This is a genomic window from Kitasatospora aureofaciens, from assembly GCF_019192735.1.
GTDB classification, from domain to species: Bacteria; Actinomycetota; Actinomycetes; order Streptomycetales; family Streptomycetaceae; genus Kitasatospora; species Kitasatospora aureofaciens_A.
In genome coordinates this window covers 44,408-64,593 of the sequence record NZ_JAHTKP010000038.1, presented here as the reverse complement: position 1 = coordinate 64,593, position 20,186 = coordinate 44,408, and the positions used below count along the sequence as shown (strand labels likewise).

Sequence of the window (20,186 nt, the reverse complement as noted above, 5' to 3'; positions counted from 1 at the left end):
CCACCGTTCCTCTTCCTGCGTTCCTCTTCCACGCACGGCACACAACAAGGGGTGCACCATGTTCAACACCACGACCGACGCGAACCTCGAAGGCAACCCGATCGACGACGTCATCGGCGGCTCGATCAAGTACGCGGCGCTGACCAGCGCGGCCAAGCTCGGCATCTTCCGGGTGCTGGAGGAGGGGCCGAAGAGCCTCGCCGACCTGGCCACCGCGATCGGCGCGAGCGAGGCGGGCACCCAGGCCGTCGCCGACGTCGTGGCGGTGCTCGGCTGGCTGGAGCACACGGACGGCGTCTACGCCAACGGCCCGCTCGCGAAGCGCTGGCTCGACTCCGGCAGCGAGTTCGACTTCACCCCGGCGCTGCTGTGGGCCTACGAGCTCATCAACGTCCTGTGGGACCTGCCCCAGGCCGTGCGCGACGGCAAGCCGGCCCAGTCCCTGTGGGAGCGCTGGGCCGACAAGCCCGAGGCCGGCCGCGACTTCTCGCAGTACATGAAGGTCAAGTCGCGCCTGACCGTCCCGTCGATCGTGGACGCCGTCCCGGTGCCCGAGGGCGCCGAGCGACTGCTCGACCTCGGCGGCTCGCACGGCCTGCACTCCTCGGCCTTCTGCCACCGCTACCCCGAGCTGACCGCCACCATCCTCGACCTGCCCGAGGCGCTGGCCGGCACCCCGGCCGCCATCGAGGCCGAGGGCCTCACCGACCGGATCGAGCTGCGCCGCGGCAGCTTCCTCACCGACGACCTCGGCGAGGGCTACGACCTGATCCTGCTGTTCGAGATCGTCCACAACCACCCCGACGCCACCAACCGCGACCTGATCGCCCGGGCCGCCAAGGCGCTGCGCCCCGGCGGCCGGATCGTCATCCTGGAGGACGTCCGCGGCGCCGAACTCGACGCCCACAACACCGCGTTCAGCCTGGCGATGTACGCCTGCTCGGGCGACCGCACCTACAGCCTGCCGGAGATCACCTCCTGGCTCGACGGCGCCGGCCTGGCGTCCGTGGAGACCATCAAGCTGCCGTCGTCCGTGTCGCTCGTCATCGGTACCAAGTAGTACGGCGCCCGGATGACCCAGGGGGACGAACGCGTCATGCAGATCGGCACAGCGGGGAGAACGAGCACGCTCTGGCACGACGCCGTGGACCTGGCGACCGAGGTCTACGCGAAGCAGTACGGGGCCCAGGTCCGGCCGTCGCCCGAGTCCTTCATCGTCGCGCAGACCGACGACGGCTCCGGGCCGGAGGTGGTGGCCTGCGCCGGTCTGACCTTCGGTGCCGACGAACCGCTCTTCTCGGAGCGGTACCTGGCCGGGAGCCTCGAAGAGCACATCGAGCGGGCCGTCGGGGTGGCGGTCGACCGCAGCAGCGTGGTGGAGGTCGGGTCGCTCGCGACCCGCGAGCGCGCCGTCGGCCTTGAGGTCATCCGGGCCACCCCGATCATCGCCTGGTGCCTGGGGATGCGGCTCATCCTGTGCACCGCGACCAAACCGCTGATCAAACGTCTGGAGCAGACCGGGATCGGGTTCGTCCCGCTCGGGCCGGCCGACCCGGACAGGCTCGGCTCCGCGGAGGAGGTCGAGCGCTGGGGCAGCTACTACGAGCAGGAGCCCGAGGTCGGGGTGATCCCGCTCAACGCCCTGGAGCGCCTCTTCACGGAGGCCACCGGGCGCTACGCGATGACCGGGGTGGCGTTCACCCTCAACTCCGACCGGAAGGTGGCGAATCATGCAGGTCCTTGAGGACGTCCTGCGGCGTCTCGGGGAGACGGACCGGCCCCTGGTGGAGGTCCTCGACGAGACCACCGCGGCGGCCCGGGTGCTGTCCTACCGGGACGTCACCAGGGCGGCGCAGGCCCTCGTCGAGCAGCTCGTCGAGCAGATGGGCGACGGCGGCCGGCCGCGCAAGGTCGGTGTCCTGTGCGGCAACACCCCCGAGTTCGTGGTCGCCGACCTGGCCCTGCTGGCGGCCCGCATCGTCGAGGTGCCGGTCCCGCTGGCGTTCTCGGCCGAGCAGGCGGCCGGGCTGCTGGAGGACGTCGACGTCTGCCTCGTCGACGAGCTGGGCGAGCGGCGGCTGGCCGAGTGGGGGCGCGCCAACGTCCTGCCCGGGCACTGCCGCACGGTGGCCGTGTCCTTCGACCGCCTCGCCGGGACGGACGCCGGCCCCCTGCGGATCGGCGCGGCCGCCGACGACTGGGAGTGCAAGGTCATCCACACGTCCGGGACGACCTCCCGGCCCAAGGGCGTGCGGATCCGGGCCCACGCGGTCAACTCCCTGCTGGAGTCGCTGCTTTCGGTGATGCCCGAGCGCGCCTTCGCCCGCTACCTCTCGGTGGTGCCGTTCAGCCTGCTGATCGAGCAGGTCACCGGCCTGTACATGGTGCTGCTGCACGAGGGCACGCTGGTCCAACTCCCGGCTGCCATGCCGCTGGTGGGCACGGACGCGAAGGCGGTGGCCGCGGTCATGCCGTTCGTCCGCGCCGCCCGGCCGACCGCGCTGGTGGCCACGCCGGCGCTGGTCGACGAGTTCGCGGCGGCGGCCGAGGCGGCCGACGAGGGGACGGCCGCCCGGGAGGTCTTCGGCACCGAGGCGGCCCCGCTGATCTGCTGCGGCGGCGCCCCCGTGCACCCGAACGTGCTCCGGCGGCTGGAGGCGCTCGGCCTGCCGGTCCACGAGGGCTACGGGCTGTCCGAGAACAGCTCGGTCGTCAGCTGGAACACGCCCGGCGCCCGCCGCATCGGCACCGTCGGCCGGCCGCTGCCGCACGTCCGCGTGCGCATCGCCGACGACGGCGAGCTGCTGGTCAACAGCACGTCCCTGTTCGCGGGTTACACCCGCAACGACCCCTCCAGCCTGGCGCTGGACGCGGACGGCTGGCTGCTCACCGGCGACCTCGCCCGGATCGACGAGGACGGGTACATCCACATCACCGGCCGCAAGAAGAACGTCATCATCACCGGCACGGGCCGCAACGTCGCCCCGGAGTGGGTCGAGGCCCAGTACGCCCAGCTGCCCTTCGTCAACGCGGTCGCCGTCGTCGGGGACGGACTGGTCGCGCTCCGGGGGCTGTTCCTGGTGCGGCCCGGCACCGACCCGGAGGCGGCCCTGGCGGAGATCACCGCGTACGGGCGCGAGCACCTGTCCGAGGTGGAACGCGTCGCGGACCCGGTCGTCCTGGTCTCCTCGGAGGAGGTCTACCGGCGGTTCTTCACCGTGACCGGCCGCCCGGTGCGCGCGGCCGTGCTCCAAGCCATCGCCGACGGAAGCATCGGCAGCAACTGACTCGGTACCAGCTGATCCGGCACGACCTGACGGCACCACCTGATTCGGCACGACCTGACTCGGCACGACCTGACTCGGCAACGACTGACGGGGAACACCATGGCACCTTTCACGACGACTCCGTACGGCTCCGGCGACGGCCTCCTGATCACGCCCGGGGACGAGCACACGCTGGCCGGGCTCGACCCGGCGCAGGTGATCGGGCTCCTGGCCGGCGCGGGCTTCCTGCTCTTCCGCGGCTTCTCGCCCGACCTCCCGCAGTTCTCGCAGTTCGTCAAGGCGCACTCCAGCCGGATCACCCTGGACCCGGCGCGCTCCTTCCACGGCGGCGAGGTGGCCCAGAAGGTGGACGCCGGCACCGCGGCGGTCGGCCTCCACCTGGAGAACGGCAACAGCCCGTTCGGCCCCGACCTCACCTGGTTCTTCTGCGAGAAGGCCGCCGCCCAGGGCTCGCAGACCACCGTCTGCGACGGCTACCGGGTCTGGGACGCGGCGAGCCCGGAGGCACGCGAGCAGTTCGGCCAGGACATCGTTTACAGCCGCCGGGTCGAGGAGGACAAGTGGAAGGCCTTCGTCTTCCACCACCTCGCCGGCCGCAAGGAGCCGAAGGACATCACCTTCGACGACATGCGCGCGCTGGTGGCCGGCAAGGAGGACTCCACCACGATCACCCTGAACCCGGACGGCTCGATGGCCTACGCGTTCCGCACCCCGGCCGCCCGCACCACCCTGTTCGGCGAGCGGCTCTCCTGGGCGAACAGCATCTTCGGCCCCTCGTACAACTACGAGGCCCCCCGGATCACCTTCGCCCAGGACGGCGAGGAGCTGCCGACGGCCCTGCTCGACGAGATGCGCACGCTCACCGAGAAGATCACCGAGGACCTCGCGTGGGAGGACGGTGACGTCGCGCTGATCGACAACACCCGGGTCATGCACGGCCGCCGGGCGATCCTCGACACCGACCGCACCATCTACAACGCCCAGAGCTACCTCGCCGAGGCCCTGCTGCCCGCCGGACCCGCGCGGTGAACGCCATCGCTCCCGCGCCCGGCACGACCCTCCCCGACCCCCGGGTCCAGCAGGTGGTCGACCGGCTGACCGATCAGGCCGGGGAGCGCGATCCGGACGTCATGAAGCGGGCGTTCGCCGCCGTGGCCGACTGGGCCGAACCGCCCTCCCCCGAGCAGGCGGCGGAGCTGTGCGAAGAGGCCTCGCTACCCGTCGACCCCCAGGTCGGCACCTACCTCTACCAGATGGTCCGGGCCCTGCGCCCGTCCCTGGTGGTGGAGTTCGGCACCTCCTTCGGCATCTCCACGCTCTACCTCGCGGCCGGGCTGCGCGACAACGGCACCGGCCGGGTGATCGGCTCCGAGTTCCAGCCCGGCAAGGCGCGCCGGGCCCTCGGCCACCTGGCCGAGGCCGGGCTGGACCACGTCGCCGAGATCCGCGTCGGCGACGCGCGCACCGAGCTGAACGACCTGCCGGGCCCGATCGACCTGCTGCTGCTGGACGGCTGGAAGGAGCTCTACCTGCCCGTCCTCCAGCAGCTGGAGCCCCACCTGCGGGACGGCGCGCTGGTCGTCTCCGACAACCTGCCGATGCTGCCGACGGAGTTCCTGGCCCACGTCCGCGGGCCCGGCTACGTCTCGCAGGAACTCGCCCTGGGCGAGGGCATCGAGGTGTCGGTGCGCCTGGCGCCCTGACCGCAGCGCCCTCACCGGAGCGTCCCGATCGGAGCGCCTGTTCGGAGCGCCCCACCCGTCGGCACGGCCGACCGCACGAACGCCGGCCGGCAGGCGTCCAACCCCCGAGACGCGTCTGCCGGCCGGTCCCGCACCACCATGGAACCCGCCATGGGAAACACAGCACAGGAGGAACCAGCCCATGTCCCCGCTCCCCGACCGCCGTACGCTGCTGCGCGCCGGACTGGCTACGGCGGTGCCCGTCGCCGTGGCCGCGCACGCTGCCGCACCGGCAGCAGCCGAACCGTTCGCCCTGCGGGACGAGGACGTGGCCCGCTGGATCACGGCCTACCTGACGGCCTGGCAGAACAAGGACGCCGACGCCGCCATGGCGCTCTTCACCCCCGACGCCGTCTACCAGGCCGTCCCCGGGGTCGCGCAGCAGACCTTCCAGGGCCGCGCCGCGATCGGCGACTACTGGCGGAGCGTCACCGCCGCCCAGTCGGACCTGTCCGCCCGCTACGGCCGGCCCCTCGTCCAGGGCAACCGGGCGGTCGTCGAGCTGTGGGTGCAGCTCCAGGTGCCGGGCGACGGCGGGACCCGGCAGTGGATCACGCTGATCGAGACCAACGTCCTGCACTTCGAGGCGCCCGGGCTCTGCTCGCGCAACGTCGAGTACTGGAACCTCCAGAGCGGGAAGATCGACCCGCCCGCCGGCTGGGGACGCTGATGAACCGTCTGCTCCTGCGCGACGGCCACGTCCTCACCATGGACCCGCTCCTGGGGGACCTGCCGTGCGCCGACATCCTGGTCGAGGACGGGCGGATCGCGGCAGTGGGCCCGTCCCTCGTCGCCGGCGACGCCGAGGTCGTCGACGCCGCCGGGTGCATCGTGCTGCCGGGATTCATCGACACCCACCGCCACATGTGGCAGGCGGTCCTGCGCGGCCACGGTGCCGACCAGACCCTCGGCGAGTACTTCACGGTCGTCCTCGGCACCCTGGGCCCGCTGCTGACCCCGCACGACCTGTACCTCGGCAACCTGCTGAGCGCCCTGAGCGCCCTGGACGCGGGCATCACCACCGTCCAGGACATCTCCAACGTCGGCAAGCCCACCCAGGACCACTCCGACGCCGTGGTCGCCGGGCTCGTCGACGCCGGGATCAGGGCCCGGCACTCCTACGGACGGGGCACCGAGGCCGACCTGCGGCGCCTGCGCGGCCAGTTCGGCGGCGACGGCTCGCTCGTGACGCTCGGCCTGAACGCCGAGCCCTCGGGCGACCACAGCACCCGCCGCGACTGGGCGCTCGCCGCCGACCTCGACCTCCCGATCGCCCTGCACGCCCGCGGCTACGGCACCGTCGACCGCCTGCACCGCCTCACCGGCCTGCACCACGGCACCGTCTACATCCACGGGAACGGGCTCGGCGGCTACGACCTCGACCTCATCGCCCGCAGCGGCGGCGCCCTGTCCGTCGCGCCCGCCATCGAGATGACGATGGGCCACGGCCTGCCGCCGTTCCGCGAGGCCCGGGCGGCCGGGGTGAAGACCTCGCTCAGCACCGATGTGGAGGTCGCCGCCGCGGCCGACATGTTCACCCAGATGCGGGCGGCCTTCCAGACCGCCCGCTACGCCGCCCTGCACCAGGGGGGCTCCGAGCGGGACCTGCCCACCTGCCGGCAGATCCTGGAGTACGCGACGATCGGCGGGGCCAGGGCGCTGGGCCTGGACGGCTACATCGGAAGCGTCACCCCCGGAAAGTCGGCGGACCTGGTCGTCCTGCGCGCCGACCGGCCCGGCGTCGTGCCGGTGTACGACGCGGCGCGCACGGTCGTCTCCGCGATGGACCGCGGGGACGTCGACTCGGTCCTGGTGGCGGGCACCTTCCGCAAGCGGGCGGGCCGGCTGACCCACGGCTCCCTGGCGTCCGTCCTGGAGCAGGCCGACGCGGTCCGCGACCGGCTGCGCCGGGAGTGTCTGAAAGGCCGCCGCTGACGCTGTTCCGCCGTCAGGCCGTCCCGAACGGCAGTTCCAGTTCGGCCCAGACCACCTTGCCGTCCCTGGTCAGCCGGCTGCCCCAGCGCTGGGCCAGCTCGCTGACCAGGAACATGCCGCGCCCGCCCTCGTCCTGCTCGGCGAACGGGCGCAGCTGCGGCGTCTGGCCGCCCGCGTCGGAGACCTCGACGGTGAGCACGCGGTCGCGGAACAGCCGCAGCCGCCGCGGGGCCTCGGCGTGCAGGAGGGCGTTCGTGACCAGCTCGCTGACCAGCAGTTCGGCGTAGTCGGCGAGCGCGGTCAGGCCCCAGCGCTCCAGCGTCGCGCGGGTGAAGCGGCGGGCCTTGCCGGGCAGCCGGCCGCCGCCGGTGAGCGGGAGCGTGGCGACCCGGTCGGCGGGCAGCGGGAGCACCCGGGCCATGATCATCGCGATGTCGTCGTCGGTGCCGTCGGTGACGAGGGCGGCGAGGACGGCGTCGCAGCTCTCCTCCAGCGTGCGGCCGGGCCCGGCGATGGTGCGGGCGAGCACGTCGATGCCGTCGTCGATGTCCTGGCCGCGCCGCTCGACCAGGCCGTCGGTGTAGAGGGCGACCATGCCGCCCTCGGGGAGGGCGAACTCGGTCGACTCGAAGGCCACCCCGCCGACGCCGAGCGGCACGCCGGGCGGCACCTCGATCCTGCGGGCGAGGCCGTCGGTGCCGACCCAGACCGGCGGCAGGTGGCCGGCCGAGGCGAGCTGGACGGTGTGCTCCAGCGGGTCGTAGACGGCGCAGATGCAGGTGGCGAACTGGCCCTCGCCGATGCCGGAGGCGGTCTCGTCCAGCCGGGTGAGGACCTGCTCGGGCGGCATGTCGAGGGTGGCCAGGGTGCGGGCGACGGTGCGCAGCTGGCCCATCGTGGCGGCGGCCCGGATGCCGTGGCCCATCACGTCGCCGACCACCAGGGCGACCCGGCCGCAGGACAGCGGCACGACGTCGAACCAGTCGCCGCCGACCTCGCTGACCACGCTGCTGGGCAGGTAGCGGTAGGCGATCTCCAGGCCGAGCGTGCGGTGGATCTCCTGCGGCAGCAGGCTGCGCTGGAGGGTGAGCGCCGTCTCGCGCTCGCGCCGGTAGAGCCGGGCGTTGTCGAGCGCCAGCGCGGTGCGGGCGACGAGCTCCTCGGCGAGGGCGACGTCGGCGTCGGTGAACGGCTCGGGGTTGCGCATGCGGATGAACTCGGAGCCGCCGAGGACCATGCCGCGGGCCGAGATCGGCACCATCAGGTACGAGTGGATGCCCGCCGCCATGCCGGGGCCAACCCGGTCCTCGCTGGCGACCAGGCCGCGCAGCACCTCGGTGTCCACGTGAGCGCGCACCAGCGGGCGGCCGCTGCGAAGGCACTGGGTGTAGCTGCGGTCGGGGGCGTACTCGGAGGTCTCGCCGACGGTGTCGACGGCGTGCGCGAGGCCGGACTCGTAGGACTCGCCGACGGCGACGGCGCGCAGCGTTATCGGGCGGTCGAGCGGGATCGTGGTGGGCTCGGCGCCGCGCAGCACCGGCTCCAGCAGGTCGACGGTGGCGAAGTCGGCGAACCGGGGGACGACGGCCTCGATCAGCTCCTCGGCGGTGCGCTGGAGGTCGAGGGTGGTGCCGATCCTGGCGGTGGCCTCGGCGATGGTGGCGAGACGTTCCTGCGCGCGGGCGGCGCGGGCCTCGGCCTGGGAGCGCTCGGTGACGTCGATGATCGAGGAGGCGACGCCGAAGACCCGGCCGGTGGAGTCCTCCAGCCGGAAGTAGGAGGCGGACCAGGTCCGGTCGCGCCGGGGGTCGCCGGGGACCCGGCCGTGCGAGCGGCCGTCCACCACGGGCTTGCCGGTCCTGAGCACCTGTCTCATGATCTGCTCGATCTCGGCGGTGTTGATGCCGGGCAGCACGGCCGATATCCGGCGGCCGAGGTGCGCGGCGACCGGGACGCCGTTCATCCGGGCGAGTGCCTCGTTGATCCGGACGAAGCGCAGCTGGGTGTCGTACACGGCCATGCCGATCGGGGAGCGGCCGAAGATGCCGTCGAGGACGGCCAGGTCGGCCTCGACCTCGTGGAGGGCGCGGGTGTCGGAGGCGGTCGCGAGCAGCAGGAGGGTGCCGGCCGGGCCGGCGATCGGGTAGGTGCGGAACTCCAGGTCGACCTTGTGGCCGTCGCGGTGACGGACCGGAAAGACGAAGGAGGTGCCGGACCCGTCCATGATCCGCTGGAAGATCGCGAGCACCTCGGCGCGGTCGGTGTCGTCGGTGAGCAGCCGGGCGGCGTAGCTGCCGACTGCCTCCTCGGCGGTGTAGCCGAGCAGGGCCTCGGCGTCCTCGCTCCAGTGCAGGATCAGGCCGTCGCCCTGGAGCAGGGCCGTGGCGAGCGGGACCAGCCGGTGGCCCTCGGGACGTGCGGGGGTGCCGCCAGGTGCGGGGCCGGCGGCGTCGGTCGCGTCCCACTCGTTTCCGTGCATGATCAGGCAGCACCCCGGTTCGACTCGTGCCCGGCCGGGTGGGCCTCGCGGTCCGTGCCGGCCGGGTTTCTTCTCCAGACTGCACGGACATCGGCCGCCCGGCGACCCTGTGATCGGGGGCCGTCCGGGCGCTCCGGGTGCACGGGCGTCATGGGCGTACCGGGCGCAGCGTACTCTCCAGAAGGCCCGCCCACTGCCGGATCACTCCGGATCGTCGGGCGCTGTCGTCGGTGAGCAGGTTGGCCAGTCCCAGCCCGCGGGCGAGGTCCAGGGTGGCCTGCACCGATTCGCGCACGCCGGGGCGGGTCTGGTCGGCGTCCAGGAACTCGACGGCGGCCCGGTGGGCCTCGCGGCCGACGTGGCCCTCCAGGGCGATGATCCGCTCGCGCAGCGGCTCCTCGGTGGCGGCGGCCGTCCACAGGTGGAGGGCGGCGCGGAACAGCGGGCCGGTGTAGAGGCGGACGATCATGTCGACGACGGCCCGGGTGCGGTCCGGGCCGGCGGCCGGCAGCTCGTCCGCGTGGGCGCGGACGGCGGCCAGCCGCTCGGCGGTGACGCGCTCGACGGCCGCGGTGAACAGGTCCTCGCGGGTCGGGAAGTGGTGCTGGGCGGCGCCGCGGGACACCCCGGCGCGTTCGGCGACCACGGCGACGGTGGAGCCGTTCCAGCCGCGTTCGGCCAGGCAGTCCACGGCCGCCGCGAGCAGCCGGGCCCGGGTGGCGCGGCTGCGGTCCTGCTGCGGGGTGCGGGCGGCGGGGTGGCGGGTCATCGCTGCTGGTGGTTCCTGTTCCGGTGGGGGCGCGGCGGGTCGATCCTCACAGACGGGGGCCGGCCCGTGGTCAGCGGGTGGCGGCCTCGCGGGCGCGCAGTTCGCGGCGGAGGATCTTGCCGGCCGCGGACTTGGGGACGGACTCGACGAACTCCACCGCGCGGACCTTCTTGTACGGGGCGACCTGGCCGGCCACGAAGGCGCTGACCTCCTCGGCGCTGATCCGGCTGCCGGGGATGCGGACCACGAAGGCCTTGGGGCACTCGGTGCCCTCGGCGTCCGGCACGCCGATCACGGCGGCGTCGGCGATCTGCGGGTGGGTGAGCAGGACGGCCTCCAGCTCGGCGGGGGCCACCTGGTAGCCCTTGTACTTGATCAGCTCCTTGACCCGGTCGACGATGTGCAGGTAGCCGCGGTCGTCGACGTAGCCGATGTCGCCGGTGTGCAGCCAGCCCTCGTCGTCGATCATGGCGGTGGTGTCGGAGGGGCGGCCGAAGTAGCCCTTCATCACCTGCGGGCCGCGGATCAGCAGTTCGCCGGGCTCGCCGGCCCCGAGGTCGGTGCCGGTGCCGTCCAGGGCGGCGACCCGCAGCTCGGTGGAGGGCAGCATCCGGCCGACCGCGCCGGGGGCGGGGTCGGGGTCCAGCGGGGAGATCACGTGGGAGACCGGGGACAGCTCGGTCATGCCGTAGCCCTGGAGGAGGTGCGGGAGGCCGAGGCGGCGGGCGCAGGCGGCGGCGAGTTCGGGGTCGAGCGGCGCGGCGGCGCACAGCAGGTACTCGACGGAGGACAGGTCGAAGCGGTCCACCACCGGGTGCTTGGCGAGGGCGAGGGCGATCGGCGGGGCCACGATCAGCGCCTGGACCTGCTGCTCCTCGATGGTGCGGCAGAACTGCTCCAGGTCGAAGCGCGGCAGCACGACCACGGTGGCGCCGCAGCGCAGCGGCTGGTTGAGCAGCGCGGCGAGGCCGTAGATGTGGAAGAACGGCAGGACGGCGAGCACGCGTTCGCCCACGGCGGGCCGGTAGAGGGCGTCGCACTGGGCGAGGTTGGTGGCGATCGAGCGGTGGGTGAGCATCACGCCCTTGGGCAGGCCGGTGGTGCCGCTGGAGTACGGCAGGACGGCGATGTCCTCGCCGGGGTCGATGGCGACCTCGGGCACCGGCCCGGTGGCGGCGAGCAGGTCGGCGAGCGAGCGGTGGCCCTCGGCGCCGTCCAGCACGACGATCCCGGCCAGTGGGCGGCCCTGGGCGGCGAGCAGCTCGGCGGCCTGCTCGGCGGTGGGCAGGAACGGGGAGACGGTGATCAGCCAGCGGGCGCCGCTGTCGCCGAGCTGGCCGGTGAGCTCGCCGGGGGTGGCGAGGGAGGAGACGGTGGTGACGGTGGCGCCGGCCCGGGTGGCGCCGTAGAAGGCCATCGGGTAGCCGATCGTGTTGGGGCTGAACAGGGCCACCACGTCGCCCTTGCGCACCCCCGCCTCGGCCAGTCCGGCGGCGACCCGGCGGACGGCCCCGGCGAGCCGCGCGTAGCTCACGGTCTCCCCGGTGACGCCGTCGACGAGGGCCGCCCGGTCGCCGTACTGCTCGGCGGCGCCGAGCACCGCGTCATGGATCGGCAGGTCCACCGCCGGCACGTCGGGGAAGTCGCTGTGGAACACCAAGGTAAGCCTCCACTAAGGTAGTTGACGCAGAATCGGGGGCCGGCGACGGGTCTCCGGGGGCGGCCGGCCGGGGGCGCGTTCAGGAGCATACGGACAGCGGAGGGACGCTGCGCCATTGTGAGGAACGACGGCCGGAGCTCGCGTGGCACAGTTGCCGCCGGGGGGCGCCCGACGGACGGTGTGCACCACGGCCGCCCGCCCCTGGGAGCGGCCCCCGAGCCTGGAGCACCCCACCGTGAGAACCGCCTCCCGTCCCCTGCCGTCCGGCCGCCGTCTGCTCGCCGCCTCCACCGCCGCCGTCGCGCTCACCCTCGGCGCGGCCCCGGTCGCACTGGCCGCGCCCGGCGACAACGGTGACGTCAAGATCCACGAGAGCACTACGCCGGTCACCGACCAGAGGGACGAACCCAAGGTCTGCAAGTTCTATCTGGACGCCTTCAACTTCGACACCATCCAGCTGGTGTCCTGGACCATCGAGCAGCAGCCGCCCACCGGCACCGCGCAGGTGCTGTCCGGGACGATCACGATCGTCGGCGGCACCGGGCACACCGGCAACTTCAACCTGCCGGACGGGCACTACAAGCTCGACTGGACGTTCGTGGGCGAGAACGGGTCGGCCAAGCACAAGGTCTTCGACGTGCAGTGCGCCTCGTCGTCGCCCTCACCGTCCCCGTCGCCGTCCCCGTCATCGTCACCCTCGCCGTCATCGTCGCCCTCGCCCTCGCACTCGCACTCGCACTCGCACTCGCCTGGCACGTCGCCCAGCGCCTCGCCGAAGCCCAGCGGCGGGCCGACCGGAGGGGTCGAGACCGGTGGCGGCGGCACCTCCGGGACGAGCCCCGCCGAGGTGCTCGGCGGCGCGGCCCTGCTGACCGGTGCGGCCGGGCTCGGGATCCGCGCGCTGCGCCGTCGTCCCGGGCGCAATGCCGAATCCTGACCGCCTGCTCCGCGCCCGGCGCGGCGGCCCCGGCCCGTTGACGGCCGGGGCCGTCGCCGTGGCGCTGGCAGCGGGCGGCATCTGGCTGTTACGCGACGGCACCGCGGACGGCGCCGGCCCGCCGCTGCCTCCGCCTTCCGTGCCCACGAGCGCACTTCGGAGCCCCTCCGCAAGTGCGTCGCCCACCCGGCCGGCTCCCGCCGTACCGCCGCTGCCCGCCTCGGTGCCGACCAGGATCCGAATCCCCGCGATCAAGGTCGACGCCCCGATGGTGGGCCTCGGGCTGGGCACCTCCCGGCAGTTGGCCACCCCGCCGATGGAGCAGCGCAACCTGGCCGGCTGGTACCGGGACGGCCCGGCGCCCGGGGCCGCCGGCAACGCGATCACCATCGGGCACGCCGACAACCGCAGCGGGCCGGCCGTGTTCTACCGGCTCGGACTGCTGCGCCCGGGCAACACCGTCGAGGTGACCCGCAAGGACCGGCGCACCGCCGTGTTCACCGTGGACTCCGTCCGGGTGTTCCTGAAGAAGGACTTCCCGGACGCCCTGGTGTACGGCGCCACCGACCAGGCCGAGCTGCGGGTGATCACCTGCGGCGGCCGGTTCGACAAGCACACCGGGTACGAGTCCAACACCGTGGTGTTCGCACACCTGTCGGCCGTCCGGTGACTCGGGCCGTCCGGTGACTCAGTACGACTTCGGCAGGCCGAGGGTGTGCTGGGCAACGTAGTTGAGCACCATCTCCCGGCTGACCGGGGCGACCCGGCCCACCCGGGTGGCGGCCAGCAGCGCGCCCAGCCCGTACTCCTGGGTGAGGCCGTTGCCGCCGAGCGTCTGCACCGCCTGGTCGACGGTGCGGGCGGCGGCCTCACCGGCGGCGTACTTGGCCATGTTGGCGGCCTCGCCGGCGGCGAGGTCCTCGCCCGCGTCGTAGAGCAGCCCGGCCTTCTGGGTCATCAGCCGGGCCAGCTCGATCTCCACCGCGCACTGGGCGAGCGGGTGGGCCAGGCCCTGGTGGGCGCCGATCGGGGTGGACCACACCGTACGCGTCCTCGCGTACTCGACGGCCTTGCCGAGGGCCTGGCGGGCGAGACCGAGGGAGAACGCGGCGGTGAGGATGCGCTCGGGGTTGAGGCCGGCGAACAGCTGGAGCAGGCCCGCGTTCTCGTCGCCGATCAGGGCGTCGGCGGGCAGCCTGACGTCGTCCAGGAAGACCTGGAACTGCTTCTCGGGGGCGACGAGTTCCATCGGGATGGCCCGGTACTCGAAGCCGGGGGTGTCGCGCGGGACGACGAACAGGCAGGGCTTCAGCTTGCCGGTGCGGCCCCCTCCGGTGTCCGCAGTCTCGGTGCGGGCGACGAACAGCACGGCGTCGGAGTGGTCGATGCCGGAGACGAACACCTTGCGGCCGGTGAGCAGCCAGTCCTCGCCGTCCCGGCGCGCGACGGTGGAGATCCGGTGCGAGTTGGAGCCGGCGTCCGGCTCGGTGATGCCGAAGGCCATCTTCCGGCTGCCGTCCGCCAGTCCGGGCAGCCAGCGCCGCTTCTGCTCCTCGGTGCCGTAGCGGGCGATGACCGTGCCGCAGATCGCCGGGGAGACAATGAGCAGGAGCAACGGGCAGCCGGCGGTGCCCAGTTCCTCCAGGACGATGGCGAGGTCGGTGATGCCGCCGCCCCCGCCGCCGTACTCGGCGGGCAGGTTGACGCCGAGGTAGCCGGCCTTGCCGGCGTCGGCCCAGAGCTCCTCGGCGGGCTCGCCGGCCCGGGCCTTGGCGAGGTAGTAGGCGGAGCCGTAGCGACGGCCCAGGTCGCCGACGGCCTGGCGCAGGGCCCGGCGTTCGGGGGTTTCGAGGAGCTGACTGCCGATGGTGGACATGCGGGGGTCCTTCCGCAGGCTGGAATCAGGCTGTTATGAGCTGGACCACGGCGAGCAGGGTGCCGAGCTCGACCTGCTGGCCGGGGGTGGCGCGGAGTTCGACGAGGGTGCCGTCGGCGGGGGCGGTGACGCGGTGCTCCATCTTCATCGCCTCCAGGAAGAGGAGCGGCTGGCCGGCGGTGACGGTGTCGCCGACGGCGGCGGCGGTGCGGATGACGGTGCCGGGCATCGGGGCGAGCAGAGCGCCCGGGTCGGTGTGCGCGGTGGGGTCGGGGAAGCGGGGGACGGCGGTGAGCGCGGTGGCGCCGTCCGGGGTGTCGACGTACACCCGGTCGCCGTAGCGGGCGACGCGGTAGGTGCGTCGGATCGTTCCCTCGCCCAGGGTGACGTGGCCGGGTGCGGCGTCGATCAGGGCCGTTTCCGGGTGGTCCTCGGCCTGCAGGCCGTCCCGGGTGAGGCGGTAGCGGATCTCCAACTCGCTGCCGTCGTCGGTGCGGTAGCGCTTCACCTGCGGCTGGGACGGCAGGTTGCGCCAGCCGGAGGGCAGCGGGGTGCGGCGGGCTGCGGCGTCGGCGAGGGCGGCGGCCAGGGCGGCGCGGGCGGTGCCCTTGCCGTCCGGGGCTGTGAGGTCGGCGGCGTGCTCGGCCAGGAAGCCGGTGTGCAGCCGCTCGGCCAGGAAGGCCGGGTGCCGCAGCGAGCGGACCAGCAACTCCCGGTTGGTGGCCGGGCCGTGGAGGCCGGCGCGGGCGAGCGCGCCGGCCAGGCGGCGGGCGGCGGCCGGGCGGGTCGGGGCCCAGGCGATCACCTTGGCGAGCATCGCGTCGTAGTGCGGAGTGATCTCGCTGCCGGATTCGACGCCGGAGTCGAGCCTGAGGCCCCGTCCGGTGAACTCCTCGTGCTGGACGGTGAGTTCGATGTGGTGCAGGGTACCGGTGGCGGGCTGCCAGTCCTTCGCCGGGTCCTCGGCGTAGAGCCGGGCCTCGATCGCGCAGCCGGTCGTCGGCGGGGGCTCTGCGGGCAGCTTCTCGCCCTCGGCGACGGCGAGTTGGAGAGCGACCAGGTCGAGACCGGTGACGGCCTCGGTCACCGGGTGCTCGACCTGGAGGCGGGTGTTCATCTCCAGGAAGAAGAACCGGCCGTCCTCGGCGAGCAGGAACTCGGCGGTGCCGGCGCCGACATAGCGGATCGCCCGGGCGGCGGTGACGGCGGCCTCGTGCAGCGCGGCGCGCACCTCGTCCGGGAGGCCGGGTGCCGGGGCCTCCTCGATCACCTTCTGGTGGCGCCGCTGCAGCGAGCAGTCGCGGTCGCCGACCGCCCAGACCGTGCCGTGCGCGTCGGCCATCAGCTGGACCTCGACGTGCCGGCCGGTGGGCAGGTAGCGCTCGCAGAACACCTCGTCCGAGCCGAAGGCCTTGGCGGCCTCGGCGCGGGCGGCGGCCAGTTCGCCGGGGAGCTCCTCGAGCGTGCGGACCACGCGCATGCCGCGGCCGCCGCCGCCCGCCGCCGCCTTGACCAGCAGCGGCAGGTCGGCCCCGGAGGGGTCGGTCAGGGCGCCCAGGACGGGTACGCCGGCCTCGGCCATCAGGCGCTTGGCGGCCGTCTTTGAGCCCATCGCGGCGATCGCGGCCGGCGGCGGGCCGACCCAGACCAGGCCCGCGTCGAGCACGGCCTGCGCGAAATCGGCGTTCTCGGACAGGAATCCGTACCCCGGGTGGACGGCGTCGGCCCCGGCTTCGAGCGCGGCCCGGACGATCAGGTCGCCGCGCAGATAGGTGTCGGCGGGCGCGGCCCCGGGCAGCCGGACGGCGGCGTCGGCCTCGCGGACGTGCGGGGCGTGCGCGTCCGGGTCGGAGTGGACGGCGGTGGTCGCGATGCCCAGGCCCCGGCACGTCCGGAAGACCCGGCGGGCGATCTCGCCCCGGTTGGCGACCAGCAGGTTGGTGATCATGTGTGGGTCCCTCACTGCTCGGGCTTACATCCGGAAGACGCCGTAGCCGCGCGCGCCCTCGACCGGCGCGTTGTGGATCGCGGACAGGCAGAGGCCGAGCACCGTCCGGGTGTCGCGCGGGTCGATCACGCCGTCGTCGTAGAGCCGGCCGGACAGGAACACCGGCAGCGACTCCGCCTCGATCTGCTGCTCGACCATCGCGCGGATCGCCGCGTCCGCGTCCTCGTCGTACGGCTGCCCCTTCGCCGCCGCCGACTGCCGGGCCACGATCGACAGCACCCCGGCGAGCTGCTGCGGGCCCATCACCGCGGACTTGGCGCTCGGCCAGGCGAACAGGAACCTCGGCTCGTACGCCCGCCCGCACATCCCGTAGTGGCCGGCGCCGTAGGAGGCACCCATCAGCAGCGAGATGTGCGGCACCCGGGAGTTGGCGACGGCGTTGATCATCATCGCGCCGTGCTTGATGATGCCGCCCTGCTCGTAGTCCTTGCCGACCATGTAGCCGGTGGTGTTGTGCAGGAACAGCAGCGGGACGTCCCGCTGGTTCGCCAACTGGATGAACTGGGCGGCCTTCTGGGACTCCGCGCTGAACAGCACGCCCTGCGCGTTCGCCAGGATGCCGACCGGGTAGCCGTGCAGGCGGGCCCAGCCGGTGGCCAGGCTGGTGCCGTAGAGCGGCTTGAACTCGTCGAAGTCGGAGCCGTCGACGATCCGGGCGATCACCTCGCGCGGATCGAACGGCACCTTGAGGTCGCCCGGGACGATGCCCAGCAGCTCCTCCTCGGGATACTTGGGCGGTTCGGCGAGCGGGTCCGGGCCCGGGCCCGGCTTGCGGTGATCGAGCCGCGCGACGATCCGGCGGGCCAGGCGCAGCGCGTCCGCCTCGTCCACCGCGAAGTGGTCGGCCAGGCCCGAGACGCGGGCGTGCATCTCGGCGCCGCCCAGCGACTCGTCGTCGGCCTCCTCGCCGGTGGCCATCCTCACCAACGGCGGGCCGCCCAGGAACACCTTGGCGCGCTCCTTGACCAGCACGGTGTGGTCGGACATGCCCGGCACGTAGGCGCCGCCGGCCGTCGAGTTGCCGAACACCACGGCCACGGTGGGGATTCCGGCGGCGGAGAGGCGGGTGAGGTCGCGGAAGAGGGCGCCGCCGGGGATGAAGATCTCCTTCTGGCTGGGCAGGTCGGCACCGCCCGACTCGACCAGGTTCACCAGCGGGAGACGGTTGTCGAGCGCGATCTCGTTGGCGCGCAGGGCCTTTCGGAGCGTCCACGGGTTGCTGGCACCGCCGCGGACCGTCGGGTCGTTGGCGGTGATCACGCACTCGACGCCCTCGATGACCCCGATGCCGGTGACCAGCGCCGCGCCCACCGGGTGGTCGCTGCCCCAGGCGGCCAGCGGGGAGAGCTCCAGGAACGGCGAGTCCGGGTCGACGAGCAGCTCGATCCGCTCGCGCGGCAGCAACTTGCCGCGGGCGCGGTGGCGTTCGACGTACTTGGGGCCGCCGCCGGCCAGCGCCTTGGCGTGCTCCGCGGCCAGCTCGGCGAGCTTGCCGAGCATCGCGGCGCGGTGCTCGGCGTGGTCGGGGCCGGCCGGGTCGACGCGGGTGGGCAGGACGGTCACAGCTGGGCCTCCGGGCTGTCTAGGGGCGTCGCCGGGCGGTCCAGGAGGATCTCCGGGCGGTCGAGGAGGATCTCCGGGCGGTCGAGGAGGATCTCCGGGCGGTCGAGGAGGATCTCCGGGCGGTCGAGGAGGATCTCCGGGATATCGACGTGGCGGGAGCGCAGCCACTCCCCCAGCGCCTTGGCCTGCGGGTCGAAGCGGTGCTGGGCGGCTACGCCCTCGCCGAGGAGGCCGGTAATGACGAAGTTGACCGCGCAGAGGTTCGGGAGAAGGTGCCGGGTGACGGGCAAGTCGGCTGTCTCTGGCAGGAGTTCGCGCAGGAGGTCGATGGTGAGGGTGTGCGCGAGCCAGCGCCAGCCGTCCTCGTCGCGGGCCCAGACACCGAGGTTGGCGTCGCCGCCCTTGTCGCCGCTGCGGGCTCCGGCCACCAGGCCGAGCGGGGCCCGGCGGGTGGGGGTGCGCGGTAGCACTTCGGGGAGCCTTGGCGTCTCCTCGGGCCGGGGCGGCTGGGCCGGTTGGGCGGTGACCGGGACCGGGGGGATGCTCAGGCGGCGGCCGTCCGGGAGGACGGCGGTGTGCTCGACGGCTTTGGCGTCGACGTGGGCGGCAGTGAAGACCCCGTACGGCGCGCCCGGGCCGGGCGGGGCGGTGAGGTGGAAGCCCGGGTAGCCGGCCAGGCCCAACTCCACGGCTGCCTTGCCGAGTCCGCGCCCGACCTTGGCCGGGTCGGGGTCGCGGGCGGTGAGGCGCAGCAGCGCGGAGGCCGTCTCCTCGGTGGCGGCGTCGGGGTGATCGGTGCGGGCGAGGGTCCAGCGCAGTTCGGCCGGGCGCTGCCCAGGCGGCAGCGCGTCGGCCAACTGCCGTTGCACCAAGGCTGCTTTGGCCTCGATGTCGAGCCCGGTGAGGACGAACACCACCTCGTTGCGGTGGCCGCCGAGGCGGTTCAGCCCCACCTTGAGCGTGGGTGGCGGGGCCTCGCCGCGCACCCCGTCGATCCGCACCCGGTCCGGGCCTTCCTGGGTGAGCCGGACGCTGTCGAGGCGGGCCGTGACGTCCGGGCCGAGGTAGCGCTCACCGCTTGTCTCGTACAGGAGTTGGGCGGTGACGGTGCCGGTGGTGACGGCGCCGCCGGTGTCCGGGTGCTTGGTGATCACGCTGGAGCCGTCGGCGTGCAGCTCGGCGATCGGGAAGCCGGGCCTGGTCACGTCATGCTCGCGGAAGAACGCGTAGTTCCCGCCGGTGGCCTGCGCGCCGCACTCCAGCACGTGCCCGGCGACGACGGCCCCGGCGAGCGCGTCCAGGTCGGCCGGGGTCCACCCGAAGTGGGCGATCGCCGGGCCGGCCACCAGGGCCGCGTCGGTGACCCGGCCGGTCACCACGATGTCGGCGCCTTCGGCCAGGCAGGCGGCGATGCCGAACGCGCCGAGGTAGGCGTTGGCGGCCAACAGGCCGTCGGGTAAGCCGAGTTCGGTGCTGCGCGGGAGCAGGTCGTCGCCCTCGACGTGGGCGACGGCGGCCGCGATGCCGTGGCGCTGCGCCAGCTTCCTGAGCTCACCGGCCAGCCGGGCCGGGTTGAGCCCGCCCGCGTTCACCACGATCCGCACCCCGCGCTCCCGGGCCAGGCCGAGGCACTCCTCCATCTGCCGCAGGAACGTCCGCGCGTACCCCAGCGACGGGTCCTTCAGCCGGTCCCTGGCCAGGATGAGCATCGTCAGCTCCGCCAGGTAGTCCCCGGTCAGCACGTCCAGCGGCCCACCCGTGAGCATCTCCCGGACCGCCGCGAACCGGTCCCCGTAGAACCCCGAGGCGTTCCCGATCCGCAGTCCCGCACGCGCGCGCGCCAAAGCGCCTCCCCTGCCGGTGGGTTGACGGCGACTGAGCGGTCACCGCCGGGCAGCAGCGTGGCACCGGGCGGAGAAAAAAGCAATCA

At 73.5% G+C, this 20,186-nt stretch carries 16 protein-coding genes; 9 read left to right on the top strand and 7 right to left on the bottom strand.

Features of this window, described 5'->3' with window-relative positions; genetic code table 11:
* The first annotated feature begins 58 nt into the window (after window positions 1-58).
* The 7 genes from KV557_RS28765 to KV557_RS28740 all read left to right on the top strand — a co-directional run bounded on the left by KV557_RS28765 (window position 59) and on the right by KV557_RS28740 (window position 6,964).
* Window positions 59-1,060, top strand: coding sequence for a methyltransferase (locus tag KV557_RS28765; protein WP_218204437.1), 1,002 nt, complete (start codon window positions 59-61; stop codon window positions 1,058-1,060).
* 12 nt (window positions 1,061-1,072) lie between these two features.
* On the top strand, window positions 1,073-1,744 hold the full coding sequence (locus KV557_RS28760; RefSeq protein ID WP_256178084.1) for a thermostable hemolysin: 672 nt from the start codon (window positions 1,073-1,075) through the stop codon (window positions 1,742-1,744).
* Entirely contained in the window at window positions 1,731-3,287 is a 1,557-nt protein-coding gene (locus KV557_RS43125; RefSeq protein WP_256178083.1) for an AMP-binding protein, read from the top strand. The genes KV557_RS28760 and KV557_RS43125 overlap by 14 nt, the downstream gene beginning before the upstream one ends.
* A 99-nt stretch (window positions 3,288-3,386) precedes the next feature.
* Entirely contained in the window at window positions 3,387-4,316 is a 930-nt protein-coding gene (locus KV557_RS43120) for a TauD/TfdA family dioxygenase (protein WP_256178082.1), read from the top strand.
* On the top strand, window positions 4,313-4,990 hold the full coding sequence (locus KV557_RS28750; RefSeq protein WP_308130124.1) for an O-methyltransferase: 678 nt from the start codon (window positions 4,313-4,315) through the stop codon (window positions 4,988-4,990). The genes KV557_RS43120 and KV557_RS28750 overlap by 4 nt, the downstream gene beginning before the upstream one ends.
* Before the next feature lie 181 nt (window positions 4,991-5,171).
* A complete protein-coding gene (locus KV557_RS28745; protein ID WP_218204436.1) occupies window positions 5,172-5,699 on the top strand; it encodes a nuclear transport factor 2 family protein in 528 nt (175 codons plus the stop codon).
* Window positions 5,699-6,964 carry an amidohydrolase family protein gene (locus KV557_RS28740; RefSeq protein WP_218204435.1) on the top strand — a complete coding sequence of 422 codons (1,266 nt, stop codon included), beginning with the start codon at window positions 5,699-5,701 and terminating at the stop codon, window positions 6,962-6,964. The genes KV557_RS28745 and KV557_RS28740 overlap by 1 nt, the downstream gene beginning before the upstream one ends.
* Window positions 6,965-6,977: 13 nt before the next feature.
* Here KV557_RS28740 and KV557_RS44190 read toward each other — a convergent pair whose 3' ends face one another.
* The 3 genes from KV557_RS44190 to KV557_RS28725 form a co-directional block, all read right to left on the bottom strand.
* Window positions 6,978-9,443: a SpoIIE family protein phosphatase gene (locus KV557_RS44190; protein ID WP_218204434.1), complete on the bottom strand. Its 2,466-nt coding sequence runs from the start codon at window positions 9,441-9,443 to the stop codon at window positions 6,978-6,980.
* Between the two features lie 148 nt (window positions 9,444-9,591).
* Window positions 9,592-10,212: a TetR/AcrR family transcriptional regulator gene (locus KV557_RS28730; protein ID WP_218204433.1), complete on the bottom strand. Its 621-nt coding sequence runs from the start codon at window positions 10,210-10,212 to the stop codon at window positions 9,592-9,594.
* Window positions 10,213-10,282: 70 nt separating this feature from the next.
* Window positions 10,283-11,872: a 4-coumarate--CoA ligase family protein gene (locus tag KV557_RS28725; protein ID WP_218204432.1), complete on the bottom strand. Its 1,590-nt coding sequence runs from the start codon at window positions 11,870-11,872 to the stop codon at window positions 10,283-10,285.
* Window positions 11,873-12,107: 235 nt separating this feature from the next.
* Between KV557_RS28725 and KV557_RS28720 the strand changes: the two genes are divergently transcribed.
* The gene (locus KV557_RS28720; protein ID WP_308130123.1) at window positions 12,108-12,809 is read left to right on the top strand and encodes a hypothetical protein; all 702 of its coding nucleotides are present in this window, start codon (window positions 12,108-12,110) and stop codon (window positions 12,807-12,809) included.
* A complete protein-coding gene (locus tag KV557_RS28715) occupies window positions 12,796-13,479 on the top strand; it encodes a class F sortase (protein ID WP_218204431.1) in 684 nt (227 codons plus the stop codon). The genes KV557_RS28720 and KV557_RS28715 overlap by 14 nt, the downstream gene beginning before the upstream one ends.
* Window positions 13,480-13,497: 18 nt before the next feature.
* Here the strand turns inward: KV557_RS28715 and KV557_RS28710 are convergent, their stop codons facing one another.
* Genes KV557_RS28710 through KV557_RS28695 form a run of 4 tightly spaced genes read right to left on the bottom strand, consistent with a single transcriptional unit; the run spans window position 13,498 to window position 20,022 of the window.
* A complete protein-coding gene (locus KV557_RS28710; RefSeq protein WP_218204430.1) occupies window positions 13,498-14,685 on the bottom strand; it encodes an acyl-CoA dehydrogenase family protein in 1,188 nt (395 codons plus the stop codon).
* 25 nt (window positions 14,686-14,710) lie between these two features.
* Window positions 14,711-16,633, bottom strand: a complete 1,923-nt coding sequence (locus KV557_RS28705; protein WP_218204429.1) for an acetyl/propionyl/methylcrotonyl-CoA carboxylase subunit alpha — start codon at window positions 16,631-16,633, stop codon at window positions 14,711-14,713.
* 24 nt (window positions 16,634-16,657) lie between these two features.
* Entirely contained in the window at window positions 16,658-18,256 is a 1,599-nt protein-coding gene (locus KV557_RS28700; RefSeq protein WP_218204428.1) for an acyl-CoA carboxylase subunit beta, read from the bottom strand.
* Window positions 18,253-20,022 carry an acyclic terpene utilization AtuA family protein gene (locus KV557_RS28695; RefSeq protein WP_374106683.1) on the bottom strand — a complete coding sequence of 590 codons (1,770 nt, stop codon included), beginning with the start codon at window positions 20,020-20,022 and terminating at the stop codon, window positions 18,253-18,255. Before KV557_RS28695 ends, KV557_RS28700 begins: the two co-directional genes overlap by 4 nt.
* Between the last annotated feature and the right edge of the window lie 164 nt (window positions 20,023-20,186).

Bases quoted from the DNA above. Each gene is read 5' to 3' on its own strand.
- KV557_RS44190 (WP_218204434.1), bottom strand. From the start codon at position 9,443: ATGCACGGAAACGAGTGGGACGCGACCGACGCCGCCGGCCCCGCACCT.
- KV557_RS28695 (WP_374106683.1), bottom strand. From the start codon at position 20,022: ATGCTCACGGGTGGGCCGCTGGACGTGCTGACCGGGGACTACCTGGCG.
- KV557_RS28715 (WP_218204431.1), top strand. From the start codon at position 12,796: ATGCCGAATCCTGACCGCCTGCTCCGCGCCCGGCGCGGCGGCCCCGGC.
- KV557_RS28760 (WP_256178084.1), top strand. From the start codon at position 1,073: ATGACCCAGGGGGACGAACGCGTCATGCAGATCGGCACAGCGGGGAGA.
- KV557_RS28745 (WP_218204436.1), top strand. From the start codon at position 5,172: ATGTCCCCGCTCCCCGACCGCCGTACGCTGCTGCGCGCCGGACTGGCT.
- KV557_RS28740 (WP_218204435.1), top strand. From the start codon at position 5,699: ATGAACCGTCTGCTCCTGCGCGACGGCCACGTCCTCACCATGGACCCG.
- KV557_RS43125 (WP_256178083.1), top strand. From the start codon at position 1,731: ATGCAGGTCCTTGAGGACGTCCTGCGGCGTCTCGGGGAGACGGACCGG.
- KV557_RS43120 (WP_256178082.1), top strand. From the start codon at position 3,387: ATGGCACCTTTCACGACGACTCCGTACGGCTCCGGCGACGGCCTCCTG.
- KV557_RS28710 (WP_218204430.1), bottom strand. From the start codon at position 14,685: ATGTCCACCATCGGCAGTCAGCTCCTCGAAACCCCCGAACGCCGGGCC.
- KV557_RS28730 (WP_218204433.1), bottom strand. From the start codon at position 10,212: ATGACCCGCCACCCCGCCGCCCGCACCCCGCAGCAGGACCGCAGCCGC.
- KV557_RS28765 (WP_218204437.1), top strand. From the start codon at position 59: ATGTTCAACACCACGACCGACGCGAACCTCGAAGGCAACCCGATCGAC.
- KV557_RS28705 (WP_218204429.1), bottom strand. From the start codon at position 16,633: ATGATCACCAACCTGCTGGTCGCCAACCGGGGCGAGATCGCCCGCCGG.